This window comes from Marinobacter bryozoorum, from assembly GCF_023156245.1.
GTDB lineage: Bacteria > Pseudomonadota > Gammaproteobacteria > Pseudomonadales > Oleiphilaceae > Marinobacter > Marinobacter bryozoorum.
Genome location: NZ_JAKZAH010000004.1, coordinates 1 through 12,568, shown reverse-complemented (window position 1 = coordinate 12,568; position 12,568 = coordinate 1). Strand labels below are relative to the sequence as shown.

Annotated in this window: 12 protein-coding genes; 5 read left to right on the top strand and 7 right to left on the bottom strand. The window is 60.8% G+C overall.

What is annotated here, in order from left to right:
• Nucleotides 1-12: 12 nt before the first annotated feature.
• From plsX to MLC59_RS03445, 3 genes are read right to left on the bottom strand one after another with little or no spacing between them, the layout of a single operon-like run.
• Nucleotides 13-1,014 (bottom strand): phosphate acyltransferase PlsX, encoded by a 1,002-nt coding sequence (gene plsX / locus MLC59_RS03455; RefSeq protein ID WP_345799745.1) that lies wholly within the window; start codon nt 1,012-1,014, stop codon nt 13-15.
• A 58-nt stretch (nt 1,015-1,072) separates the two neighbouring features.
• Nucleotides 1,073-1,252 carry a 50S ribosomal protein L32 gene (gene rpmF, locus MLC59_RS03450; RefSeq protein ID WP_248230872.1) on the bottom strand — a complete coding sequence of 60 codons (180 nt, stop codon included), beginning with the start codon at nt 1,250-1,252 and terminating at the stop codon, nt 1,073-1,075.
• Between the two features lie 55 nt (nt 1,253-1,307).
• Nucleotides 1,308-1,874, bottom strand: a complete 567-nt coding sequence (locus MLC59_RS03445; protein WP_248230869.1) for a YceD family protein — start codon at nt 1,872-1,874, stop codon at nt 1,308-1,310.
• Between the two features lie 161 nt (nt 1,875-2,035).
• Here MLC59_RS03445 and MLC59_RS03440 point away from each other — a divergent pair, with 161 nt between their 5' ends.
• Nucleotides 2,036-2,635 carry a Maf family protein gene (locus MLC59_RS03440; protein ID WP_248231149.1) on the top strand — a complete coding sequence of 200 codons (600 nt, stop codon included), beginning with the start codon at nt 2,036-2,038 and terminating at the stop codon, nt 2,633-2,635.
• Here the strand turns inward: MLC59_RS03440 and MLC59_RS03435 are convergent.
• Genes MLC59_RS03435 through rluC form a run of 3 tightly spaced genes read right to left on the bottom strand, consistent with a single transcriptional unit; the run spans nt 2,620 to nt 5,354 of the window.
• The gene (locus MLC59_RS03435; protein WP_248230867.1) at nt 2,620-3,648 is read right to left on the bottom strand and encodes a S49 family peptidase; all 1,029 of its coding nucleotides are present in this window, start codon (nt 3,646-3,648) and stop codon (nt 2,620-2,622) included. The two genes, MLC59_RS03440 and MLC59_RS03435, sit on opposite strands and share 16 nt — an antisense overlap.
• A 40-nt stretch (nt 3,649-3,688) precedes the next feature.
• Entirely contained in the window at nt 3,689-4,336 is a 648-nt protein-coding gene (locus MLC59_RS03430; RefSeq protein ID WP_248230865.1) for an HAD family hydrolase, read from the bottom strand.
• A gap of 22 nt (nt 4,337-4,358) precedes the next feature.
• Nucleotides 4,359-5,354, bottom strand: a complete 996-nt coding sequence (gene rluC, locus MLC59_RS03425) for a 23S rRNA pseudouridine(955/2504/2580) synthase RluC (protein WP_282450835.1) — start codon at nt 5,352-5,354, stop codon at nt 4,359-4,361.
• 729 nt (nt 5,355-6,083) lie between these two features.
• On the opposite strand from rluC, the gene rne reads away from it, so the two are divergent.
• A complete protein-coding gene (gene rne, locus MLC59_RS03420) occupies nt 6,084-9,467 on the top strand; it encodes a ribonuclease E (RefSeq protein ID WP_248230864.1) in 3,384 nt (1,127 codons plus the stop codon).
• Nucleotides 9,468-9,560: 93 nt separating this feature from the next.
• Complete coding sequence (locus MLC59_RS03415; RefSeq protein ID WP_248230863.1) at nt 9,561-10,100, top strand: YecA/YgfB family protein; 540 nt, start codon at nt 9,561-9,563, stop codon at nt 10,098-10,100.
• A gap of 25 nt (nt 10,101-10,125) precedes the next feature.
• On the opposite strand, the gene MLC59_RS03410 is transcribed toward MLC59_RS03415, so the two are convergent.
• Nucleotides 10,126-11,007: a PHP domain-containing protein gene (locus MLC59_RS03410; RefSeq protein ID WP_248230862.1), complete on the bottom strand. Its 882-nt coding sequence runs from the start codon at nt 11,005-11,007 to the stop codon at nt 10,126-10,128.
• An 83-nt stretch (nt 11,008-11,090) separates the two neighbouring features.
• Between MLC59_RS03410 and MLC59_RS03405 the strand changes: the two genes are divergently transcribed.
• Nucleotides 11,091-11,390 carry a YciI family protein gene (locus tag MLC59_RS03405; protein ID WP_248231145.1) on the top strand — a complete coding sequence of 100 codons (300 nt, stop codon included), beginning with the start codon at nt 11,091-11,093 and terminating at the stop codon, nt 11,388-11,390.
• 181 nt (nt 11,391-11,571) lie between these two features.
• Nucleotides 11,572-12,279 (top strand): TIGR04211 family SH3 domain-containing protein, encoded by a 708-nt coding sequence (locus tag MLC59_RS03400; RefSeq protein ID WP_248230861.1) that lies wholly within the window; start codon nt 11,572-11,574, stop codon nt 12,277-12,279.
• Nucleotides 12,280-12,568 lie beyond the last annotated feature (289 nt).

Sequence of the window (12,568 nt, the reverse complement as noted above, 5' to 3'; positions counted from 1 at the left end):
CCGCCAGGCCTTTTACAGTACCAGGTCGTCCAGTCGCTCATTGATTCGGCGGGGCACTTCCAGCTGTACCTCGCGTACTGCTTGCCGGATAGCCGCTTTCATGGCAACCTCATTGGCATTGCCATGGCTCTTGATAACGACCCCCTGCAAGCCGAGCAAACTTGCGCCATTGTGCCGCGTAGGATCCACGTCTCGCAGCAAACGGCCAATAACAGGCTTGGCAAGGAAGCCCACCACCCGGCTGTAAAGGTTGCGGGTAAAAGCCTGCTCAAGCAGCTCGATGAGCAATCCGGCTACCCCCTCACCGGTCTTCAGGGCAACATTACCAACAAAGCCATCGCAAACCACGACATCCGCCACGTCACGGAACAGGTCACTGCCTTCCACGTACCCGATATAGTTCAGCGTCTCGCACTGCGCCAGCATGTGAGAGGCAAGCCGCACCTGCTCATTGCCCTTGATCTCCTCTTCCCCCACGTTCAGTAACGCCACCCGGGGCTCGGGTATGCCACTGACTGCCGAAGCCATCAGCGACCCCATCAGGGCGAACTGATAGAGGTTTTCCGCAGAGGCATCCACGTTGGCGCCCAGATCCAGCACATGGCACTGGCCGCGCAATGAGGGAATCAGCTTGGTGATGGCCGGGCGCTCAATACCGGGATACATTTTCAGAAATGAACGCCCGAATGCCATCAGTGCGCCGGTATTCCCGGCGCTGACGCACCCCTGTGCCTCGCCGTCACGGACCAGGCGCAGGGCGACAGCCATGGACGCATTCTGTTTGTGGCGCAGGGCGTGGGAGGGGCGTTCGTTCATTCGCACCACGTCCGCCGCCGGCTCTACCCGGATACGCGGATGCCCGGAACGCAACAAGGCCTTGAGCTGCGCCTGGTTTCCCACCAGGATCAGCGTCAAGGCCTCGTTTTCAGCAACCGCCTCGAGGGCTGCTGCTACGGCAACCTCCGGACCACGATCACCGCTCATGGCATCGATCGCAAGTGTTACGGAAGTCACCGGTCTATCTCACCTGTGCATGAGTCGGAATGCCGTTCAGGGCGCCCCGACATCATACTTACTCGTCGCGAGCTTCGATAACCTGCTTACCACGGTAGAAGCCGTCCGGAGACACGTGGTGACGACGATGGATTTCGCCGGTGGTGGAATCTGTCGACAGGGTCGGTTTGCTCAGGGCATCGTGTGAACGACGCATTCCACGCTTGGAGCGGGTTTTACGGTTTTGCTGGACAGCCATGACTGTACTCCTGACCTTTTAACTGTGTGTGCCAACAGGCACGTGAAAATAAATCCTAGTGCTTTGTCTTCTTCAACCCTTCAAGCACCTTGAACGGGTTATCACGCTGTTCGCCGGCACCCGGGCCTGCCTCCTTACCTGCGTCGGCTGTTTCCGTTCCCGGCTCCAGGGCCTCCAGTTCGGAGGTCGCCGGGCAATCCTCGCGCTCGTGGAGCGGATAGGCCGGCAGCGCCAGCAGCAGCTCGTCTTCCACCAGGGTCCAGAGTTCCGCTGAGTCCTCTCCGGTAATGAAAGGCTCCAGCTCGGACGGCAACTGCCTGGCGCGATCCTCAGTGGACACCAGCCCCAGCTCAAAGGACGAAGTTAGGGCTGCGCCCATACCACCCAGGCAGCGCTGACACTCAAGTTCCACATCCGCTTTCAGTTCGCCCCGGACAATGCGGCGGCGCTGGCTGTCCAAACTGAACACCAGGTGCACCCGGCAAACACCACCCTCGGGAATAGCCAATACCGCAGACCGGAAACGGGTCAGCTTCGCCAGGGGGATGGTTCCCGTCAGCTCGGCTCCGGTTTCCGCCATGCGGTGTGGGTCGACAGACCTGGGCAATTCGGCGTTTGACATAGGCGCGTAATTCTAGGGGCGCAAGCGCGCCCTGTCAAAGACTTCCTTACATTCATGGGCCTGCAAAGGACCATGATCACGGAAACTGCTCATATAGACCCTCCTCCGGCAAACCGCTAAGGTTCACTCAGTCACCTTGAAGGAGTCCGTATATGGAACCCATGCCGCCACTGGTGCTGGCCTCGTCTTCACCCTGGCGCAGAGCATTGCTGCAACGCCTTGGCCTGCCCTTTGAGTGCGCTTCACCGGATATTGACGAGTCACCATTACCCGGCGAGAGTGGCCCGACCCTGGTAGAGCGCCTTGCCCGGACCAAGGCCACGGCCCTCGCTGACCGATTCCCTGCGCACCTGATTATCGGCTCGGACCAGGTGGCAACACTGGACGATGGCACCATTCTGGGCAAGCCTGGCAGCCATGAAAACGCCTGCCGGCAACTGGCAAGCTGCAGCGGCAAGACAGTGACCTTCCATACCGGCCTCGCCCTGCACGATTCCCGCACCGACAGTACCGACAGCACCTGCGAACCCTTCCACGTGCACTTCAGGCCACTGACCGGGGACGACATTGAACAGTACCTGAGGGCTGAACAGCCCTACCAGTGCGCCGGGAGTTTCCAGATGGAAGGGCTGGGCATAGTCCTTTTCGAGCGACTGGAGGGTCGCGACCCCAACGCCCTGATCGGCCTGCCGCTGATGGCGCTGACCGATATGCTCAGGGCATCCGGGATCAATGTACTGACGCTTCAGCGCAGATCGTAGCGGGACTCCACCATCTGCGTACGAAGCGCACTGACAATGGATACGCCGAGCGCATCCGTAAACTGACGGAAGGCCGATGGCTGTGGCGTATAGTCCACGATATCCTCGGCTCCCACCAACTCCCGTGCGACCCAGGACGTGCTGCCAAGGCCATCGACAAGGCCCAGCTCCAACGCCTGCTCACCGGTCCACACCAGTCCACTGAACAGCCTTTCATCGTCCGCCAGGCGGTCGCCCCTGCCCTTGCGGACATACTCGATAAACTGATCGTGCGTGTTTTCCAGGACACTTTCCCAGAACGCCACCTCACCCGGCTCCTCCGGTGAGAAGGGGTCCAGGAAAGCCTTGTTTTCGCCGGCCGTATAAAGCCGCCGCTCGACACCCGCCTTGTCCATCAGCCCCGTAAAGCCAAACCCGCCGGATACTACGCCAATCGAACCTACCAGGCTGGCCCGGTTAGCGTAGATTTCGTCAGCGGCCGCGGCAATGTAGTAGGCCCCGGATGCGCCAATATCACTGATGACGGCATAAACCTTCTTATCCGGATTTTCTTCCCGCAGCCGAACGATTTCGTCATAGACATAGCCAGCCTGGACCGGGCTGCCGCCGGGACTGTTGATGCGCAGCACCACCGCCCGGGCGTTCTCCGCCTCGAAGGCACGGCGCAGCGCCCCAACCAGGTTATCGGCACTGGCATGGGTATCCGAGGCGATCGCCCCGGCCACCTCCACCACAGCGGTATGTGTCGCGGCCTTGTCTCCGTCAAGCCCGCCGATCAGCGGCCCACGGAGCAGGAACAACAGGGCGAACAGATAGACAAAGGTCAGAACCTTGAAGAAGATGCCCCACCGGCGACTCCGCCGCTGCTCCGCCGTCAGGGCGCCCACCAGCTTCTCCAGGACGCGGGAGTCCGTGGCCGCTGGCGCGGGAGCCGCCGCCTGCCGGGCCGATTCACGCTCAGGGGCCGGCCTCGCAGGATCATTCCAGTCTCCGGACGAATTCCATTCTGACATGCACTACCTCACTGTTGCTGTTCGCTTCCAGGACAAGCCCTTACAGCCCAAGAGCCTCCCGGAGCTCATCGACACTACTGGTTACACGGACGGGGTCGTACTTTCCGAGTTCATCCCGCTTATGGACGCCCCATTCCACTCCGATTGACGGCATACCGATGCGACGGGCCATATCCAGGTCATAGCGGGTATCACCGATCATAACGGCCTCAGAAGGCTCAGCCTCGAAATGCTCAAGGATTTCCAAAAGCATACGCGGGTCCGGCTTGGAACGGGTTTCGTCGGCACAGCGAGTCACATCAAAATGAGGCCCGAGACCACTTGAAACCAGGGCGGGATCCAGCCCGCGACGACTCTTGCCAGTGGCCACTGCCACCAGCCGGCGATCAAGCTTCAGGTCCGCCACCACATCCGCCATACCGTCAAACACATTCTGGGGCATGGTCTTTCTGGCAAAGAAATAGCGGGCATAGCCTTCCCGGATGGCCTGCATTTCATCCCGGGACAAGCCGGGATACAGTGCCTCAAGCGCCTCCACCATGCCCAGGCCGATAATGTCCCGGTAGGCCTCTCGCTCCCGGGCAGGAAAGCCCAGCTCGACCGCTGCCTGGTGCAGGCTGCCGGCAATGTGTTCCACAGAGTCAACCAGTGTTCCGTCCCAGTCGAATATCACCACCTTATAAGACATTGTCACTGCTCTCCTCACTGCATCAGCGGGCCAGCCTTCCCAGCACCTGGCTGAATGCCTCGTCATAGGGGGCCTCAAGGCGAAGCCACTCATCACCGCCTGGCAGGCGAAACTCAAGGGCACGGGCGTGGAGCATCAGCCTGCTTCCACCCAGGCTGCGGAACGCCCTTAACCCGGCCGCATCCATATATTTATCATCACCGGCTATGGGGTGCCCCGTGCTGGCGCAATGAACCCGGATCTGATGGGTACGCCCGGTCACCGGCGAGGCTTCAACCAGGCTGTAACCCTGCCAGGCGTCCAGGACACGGTACCGGGTCAGCGAAGCCTTGCCACCATCATCCACCTTTACCCGCCGCTCTCCATTGGGCATTTCATAGCGCAACAGGGGTTCACTGACCTCAGTAACAGAGCCAGGCCAGTGGCCGCTGACCAGGGCATGGTAATGTTTACGAACCTGGCGCTGACGCAGTTCATCCTGCAGGAAACGGAGCGCCGATCGCTTACGGGCGATCATCACCAACCCGGAGGTATCCCTATCCAGGCGGTGTACCAGCTCCAGAAACCGTGCATCCGGGCGCGCCGCCCGCAATACCTCGATCAGGCCGAAACTGAGGCCACTACCGCCGTGCACAGCAATACCTGAAGGTTTGTTGACCACCAGCAGGTCATCGTTCTCGAAGATCACAGCATTTTCCATCACCGCCTGCACCCGGTCGCCCGGCACGGCACTGACTGGTTTCTCCGGACGAACCACCGGCGGAATACGCACCTCATCCCCGGCCTCGAGCCGTGTATCTGGCCGCACCCTGCCCTTGTTCACCCGCACCTCGCCCTTACGGACTATGCGGTAGATCTTGCTCCTGGGCACGCCTCGCAGGCGCGCCATGAGAAAGTTGTCCAACCGCTGGCCAGCCATGTCCGGATCAACGGTTATCCATTGCACACCTGCAGAGGCGCTGGATGACCCCGGGCGCGACCGGGAGACCGGAGACTGACTGCGCTTGGTAGATGCCATAGGAGGGACAGATTCCTGAAGGATGCGGGATTGATGCTACGGGGCTTTGCTGCTATATTCCGGAATGCTTTTCCGTTTGTCTACGGCCCGGCCAACATGCCGACCGCCGGAGCGGTTGAAGTATACAGAGACTGGCCGGGAGTTTGAATGCCCGATGCCCTGACAACCGGGCATTCCCACGGGCAACCTACACGGCAGAAGCAGACAGAGAAATCCGGGTGCTCGCCAGGCAGCAATTCTTGCCTTGCAGACCAACACCCGCCACCCGATCGAACCAGGCTATCAAGTCGATCGGGCATCTTGGTAATACCAGGCCCGGAGCGCGCGCCGCAATACGGCATGCCACCTGCACCGGTACCCGCATACGGTACCGGGAATCTCACAGGTCCAGACCGGGCATATGACAGTAACCACGCAGGAAACCCTGCGGGAAACGCGAAGATTTTACCACCACGCAGGGCCGGGCCGTCATCTGACTAATACGACGTGAGACCCAGGCACCCGTGTGAACCGAAAGATATGTAGCATGCGTCCACAGAGACTGATTCCATATTGCCCTCCCCTGTCCGAGTACAGGGCGGGCATATGCAGTGGCCTGGAAGGACCGGGACACAGGCCGGCGCTCAAGGCCTGACCCGCCAACGCCGGGGCTTGCCCGGCCGTTGGCAGCTGCGCTTCGTGACAACCCGCGGTTTCCTGTCTAACTAATTGACAGGAATCGTCTTTTCCATGAAAAGAATGCTCATTAATGCAACTCACCCTGAAGAGTTGCGCGTCGCGCTGGTCGATGGCCAGCGTCTGTTTGACCTCGATATCGAATCCTCCACCCGGGAGCAGAAGAAAGCCAACATCTACAAGGGCCGGATCACGCGGGTCGAGCCGAGCCTTGAAGCTGCCTTCGTTGACTTTGGCGCCGAGCGCCACGGCTTCCTCCCCCTGAAAGAAATCTCGAAGGATTACTTCCGCAAGCCCCCCGGGCAGATCGAAGGCAAGATCAACATCAAGGAAGTCGTTTCTGAAGGCCAGGAAGTTATCATCCAGGTCGACAAGGAAGAGCGCGGCAACAAGGGCGCTGCCCTCACGACGTTTATCTCCCTTGCCGGTCGCTACCTGGTATTGATGCCCAACAACCCGCGTGCGGGTGGCATCTCCCGACGCATCGAGGGTGAAGAGCGGGCCCAGCTCAAGGAAGCCCTGAACAACGTGGATGTACCCAAGGCCATGGGTACCATCGTCCGCACCGCCGGCATTGGCCGCACCGCCGAAGAACTTCAATGGGACCTCAACTACCTGGTCGCGACCTGGGAGGCCATTACCGGCGCCGCCAATGAGCACAAGGCGCCCCGCCTGCTGCACCAGGAAAGCAACGTTATCATCCGCGCGGTGCGTGACTACCTTCGCCAGGACATCGGTGAAGTACTGATTGACTCCGCCGAGGTCTATGAGAACGTGCTCGGCTTCGTACGCCAGGTGATGCCTACGTTTGAGAACAAGATCAAACTCTACGAAGACGAAATCCCGCTGTTCAGCCGCTACCAGATCGAAGCGCAGATCGAGACAGCCTTCCAGCGCGAAGTGAAGCTGCCTTCCGGTGGTTCCATTGTGATTGACCCCACCGAAGCGCTGGTCTCCATCGACATCAACTCCTCCCGGGCCACCAAGGGCCAGGATATCGAGGAAACCGCCGTTCAGACCAACCTCGAAGCTGCTGACGAGATTGCACGCCAGCTGCGCCTGCGGGATATGGGCGGCCTGATTGTTATCGACTTTATCGATATGACCCCTGCCCGAAACCAGCGGGAAGTGGAACAGCGCATGCGCCAGGCCCTTGAGCTGGACCGCGCCCGGGTCCAGGTGGGCAAGATTTCCCGCTTCGGCCTGCTGGAAATGTCACGTCAGCGCCTGCGCCCCTCCCTGGGTGAGACCCGCAGTGAAGTCTGCCCCCGTTGCAGTGGCCAGGGCACCATCCGTGGCATCGAGTCTCTGGCACTGAGCATCATGCGCCTCATTTTCGAGGAAGCCTCCAAGGACAAGACCGGTGAAGTCCGTGCCATAGTGCCGGTTTCGGTAGCCACCTTCCTGCTAAACGAAAAGCGCAAGCAGCTGGCTGACATCGAGGCCCGGCAACAGGTGGAAATCCTGGTTGTACCGGCGGCTCATATGGAGACGCCGCACTTCGAGATCCTTCGGGTTCGTGACGACGAAGCCGGCGACAAGGTAACCAGCTACAAAATGGCGGAAGAGTACGCCGCGCAGGAAGAGGAGCAGGCGGAAGTACACGTCACTCGCGAAGCTCCGCCCCGGGAAGAAGCAGCCGTGAAATCGGTTCGCCCCGCGGCCCCGGCCCCGACTCCGGCAGCACCGGCAGCCAGCGCCAAGCCTGCAGCCAGTGCAAAGAGCGAGGAAGCGACCGACGAAGGGATGTTCCGCAAGCTGTCCCGCAAGCTGGCAAGCTTTTTCGGCAACGACACCGCCGAGGAAACTTCAGGGCGCGACAAGCAGCAGCGAAGCCAGGGCTCGAGTGGCAACCGCACCCAGCAGGGGCGCCAGGATCGCCGCAAGACCCGGGTAGCACGTGATGACCGCAGCAGTCCGGACAATCGCCAGGGCAGTGATCGTCGCGACACCTCCGGCCAGAACAGGGACGATGACAACCGCGGCGGACGCAGCCGTAACAATCGCAGCAATCGTGGCGGACGCAACCGTCGGTCCGGCGATAATCGCCAGGGCCAGCAGGATAACCCGTCCCGCTCCGATAACCGCGACAACGCCCAGAAAGACAACGGCAAGCCGGATAACCGCCGTAGCGGTCAGGGCCAGAAAGGCGGAAAAGGCAAGGATGACGACAAGGGGGGCAAGCCCCAGGATCGTCAGAGCCAGAATGACACCAACGGAAGTAACAAGCCGGCAGACAAGGCCCAGGACAAAGGACCGGACAAATCCCAGGACGCAAAGCCGTCCAGGCCCAGGCGTGCCCGCCGTCCCCGTAACCGGGACGGATCACCTGCGGATAGCCCGGAAAGCACTCCGGCGACCCGCAAGGCCGAACGCACAGAGAAGCACCAGGGCGAACTGGCTGACCGTGAAACCGGACAGGATACGAAGGTAGCCAAGGCAACTTCCCCGGCAGCAGCAGAGCAAGCACCTGCTCCCGAGCCGAAGAAGCCGGAGACAACCACCGCTGCCCCGGCTTCGCAGACCACTTCCAGCCCGGAAGCAAAAGAGGGGGAAACGGAAACGGCGGCTGCAGATAGCCAGCCTGCTCCTGGCCAGGCCGCGGCTTCTGACAGTGATGACACAAGCCGCAAGGGCCGCGATGACCAGTCATCCGGCAAGGGCCGCAACCGGGGTCGCAAGCCCCGCAGTGCCAGCAAGGATGACAGCAGCAAACCGGCAAGCTCCGAAGCAGCACCCGGAAAGGACGCGGCAGAGCCCCGCGCCAGCAAGCAGGAGGCAGCGCCTGGCCCGGAGCACGACGCGAAGCCGGAGAGTGCCGCTTCAGATGCCGATAGCAGCAAGGTTTCAGCTACGGCGACAAGTGCTTCCGAAGGAACCGGTGCGAAGAAGCCGGAAACCGGCTCTGCCGACACCTCCGAGGCTCTCGCTGAAAAAGCACCGGAGGCCGACAAGGGCCACCAGGCCGGGAACCAGAAATCCGATGGGACCTCGTCTGACGCCGTGAAAGAGGCAAAGGAAGCCACGCCGACAGAGGCCAAGCCCCCGGAACAGACCACGTCCACGCAGACCGATACGGACAAGGCCAACGAAACCGGGAGCGCGGAAACGACTGCCCCGGGCAAGGCTCCGGAGTCCGGCTCGACGACTGGAGACTCTGGCAGTGACGACCAGGCGAGCAAGGGCGAAGCGCCCGCCGCCGACAGCCAGAAAACCGGAAGCGCCGAACCGGTAAAAGCGGCCGAGGCCACTGAGGACAAGGCCTCAGCCGAGGTCCCGGTAACACCGGGCCGCGCCTATAATGACCCGCGGGAGGTGCGCAAGCGCCGGCGGGCGGCAGAAGCGGCACGGAAGGCTGCGCCCAGCGAAGGCGCCACATCTGCCAAAGAAGGCAGTGACGATGCCGGCGACTCCGGTCAGCAGGGATCTGAACAGTAAAATTCGTTCAGATTCCAAAGCGTTGCAAGATTCACGGGTACGCCTCAGTGTACCCGTGATACCCCACCATGGCCTCGTGCCAGGAGCAGTTGAATGCTGAACAACGATGAAATTGAAGTACTGGAAGACATCCTCTTCGCAGAACCCTGGGGAGAGGAGTCACTGGACTTCTTTGGGCTCCACGGCGTGGTTTGCGCCAGCGTGGTAGGCCCACGATCCCTGGATGCCTCCGAGATATTCCGCCTTGCAACCGGGCAGGACTCGGTTGCACCGACAGATGTGCCAGGGGAGTTTGCCCGCCTGACCGGACAACTGGCCCAGGGCCTCGCTCACTCACTGGATATGGGCCAGGCCCTCGAGCTTCCCGAGCCGGAAGACGGCGACCCGATGAACGCCCTTGAAAACTGGTGCGCCGGGTTCGTGGACAGCTTCCTGGAAGATGAAGAAGAATGGCTGCAGGCTGACGAGGCAGGCACCGCAGAACTGCTGGTACCCATGCTGACCCTGTCCGGCCTGTTTGACGATGAGGACTTCCGAAAAGCCCGGGAAGACGAAAAGGTCTCCAGTGAGATGGCCGAAGCCATTCCGGACGCGCTCACAGACCTTTACCTGCACTTCCACGCGCCCGACTGATTGCTCTAACGCCGATCTCGCGGTTTCAGCCTGTCAGGCTCAAGGGGGCCCGAAAACGCTCCCATACGGGCGTCAGGCCCTCGGGTAACGGCGGAATCCGGCCAAGCTCGCACCAGCTGGCTCCTGGAAAGTGAAAATCACTTCCACGGGAGGCCAGCAATGAGTGCCGGCGACAAAGTTCCGCAAGAAATCCCAGGTCACCACTGGATTGTCCGGAGGTGACGACCTCGATGCCCTCTCCCCCTGCCTCCATGAAGTCGGCCACCAGCGCCCGCAACCGGGTAGCCGTCAGCTTGTACTTGCGAGGATGGGCCAGCACGGCGATACCGCCGGCATCGGTAATCCAGCCAACCACCTCTTCCAGCTCTGGCCAGAAAGCCTTTACGTCTCCGGGCTTGCCGCTACCCAGGTACTTTCTGAACGCCTGGGCCTGGTCCTTGACCAGCCCTGCTTCCACCAGTGCCTTTGCGAAATGGGGACGGCCCGGCACATCCCCGCCAGCCTGTGCCGTGGCCTGGTCGAAAATCGTACGCTCGCAGCCGGTTACATGCCGCACGAGCTTGTCCGCAATGGCACCCGCCCGCTTCCAGCGGTTCGCCTGCTGTGTAGCCACCCGCTCGGCGAAACCGGTATCTCCCTCGCGCATATCAAGCCCCACTACATGGATCGTGAGCTTGCGCCAGACGCAGGACAGCTCGATGCCGTTAATCAGGGTAAGCCCATGACGTGCCGCCGCTTCCCGGGCTGCAGCGGTGCCCTCGAGGGTGTCATGGTCCGTCAGCGCAAGGTGCGTAACACCCTGCCCCGACGCCCTGGCGATCAGTTCACCAGGACTGAGAGCGCCATCAGACGCGGTGCTATGGCAATGGAGATCAATGCATTGGGGGATTGGCTGGGGTATAGTCACGGCATATCCTGAACGGGTTCAAAGCGTTGGCTGCCAGTCTAACACGTTCCCGTATGCCCGATATCCAAGAGGACGCCTGCGCCATGTACTACGCCATCATAAGCGAAGATATCGAAAACAGCCTGCCCCTGCGTGCCGCCGCACGCCCGGCGCACCTTGCTCGGCTGGAGATCCTGAGGGATCAGGGCCGCCTGCTGGTAGCCGGGCCCCACCCTGCGCTTGATACCCCGGAACCCGGGGACGCCGGATTTACCGGTAGCCTGGTCATTGCCGAATTTGACACCCTCGATGACGCACGCAACTGGGCCGATGCCGACCCCTATGTTGAAGCCGGGGTGTACCGCAAGGTCACGGTCAAACCCTTCAAGGCTGTCTTGCCATGAGCCGGCGCCAGGTCCCACGCTGACTCTATGAGCGTTTTGTAATAGCGAGTGACTTGATCCACTCTAATGATGTGACAAAATTGCCGGCTAACCGACTGTGGGTAATGAATCCGCTTCCATGGATTTCCCATTGCCGCTTCGATACTGATCCTATCCTTCAACTGCCAGGATTAACGATGTGATGGCTCGAGCTGTAAACTCTTCCCGTGTGTTCACCGGTTTTCGCGTGCTGGTGCTGCCACTGGTGGCATTGCTTCTGGTAAGCGGGCTGGCCCACGCCAGAACCGTCTATATTGATGACACGCTGTACGCGCCGGTGCGCAGCGGACAAGGCACCCAATTCCGCATTCTCCATAACGGGCTACGCAGTGGCACCGCGGTCACCCTCCTCGAGCAGTCCGGGGACTCCGGTTACAGCAAGATACGAACCAGCCAGGGTATAGAGGGCTGGGTACCAACCCGCTACCTGACCAACCAGCCCATTGCCCGGGATCGCCTCGATGCTGCCAACAGTGAGCTGGAGCAGGCCCGCAATGAGTTGGAAGAACTGCAGAACCGTATGAGCGAAGTTTCCGGCGAACGTGACCAGCTCTCCTCCCGTGAGCAACAGCTCCAGAACCGGGTAGACGAGCTTAGTAACGAGCTGGAGGAAATCCGTTCGGTCTCGGCCAATGCCCTCAACCTCGACCGTCGCAACCGGGAACTCCAGGAGAGCAACCAGAGGCTGAAAAACGAAGTGGAAGTCCTCACCGCTGAAGTGGAACGCCTTGAAGCCCGCAAAGAATCGGACTTCATGCTACTCGGTGCCGGCCTGCTGATTCTGGGCATGTTTATCGCCGTGGTGTTGCCATGGCTGAAGCCCAGCAAGAAAAATGATACCTGGGCCTGACACCCGTACGGCCATTTTCAACACCCCCGATCCGGTCGTGTAACCTGTATACCTTCAATACACTGGATCTGGGGGCCGGTTCACTTTCCCGCTATAAAATATATGGTTCTATAGGCTGGTTATGACGTCAGGTTCTTTGACCAATCAACGCATAACGACTAAAAGGACTTATAGAAGTCTGGCAAATCTACAGCCTTCATGGCCAAAAAGGGGGGTCTTCCCCAATCATGGTGGGTAATCATTGACGGATTCCAGCCGGATACAGCTGAAGACCGCCGAGGTGGAAGTA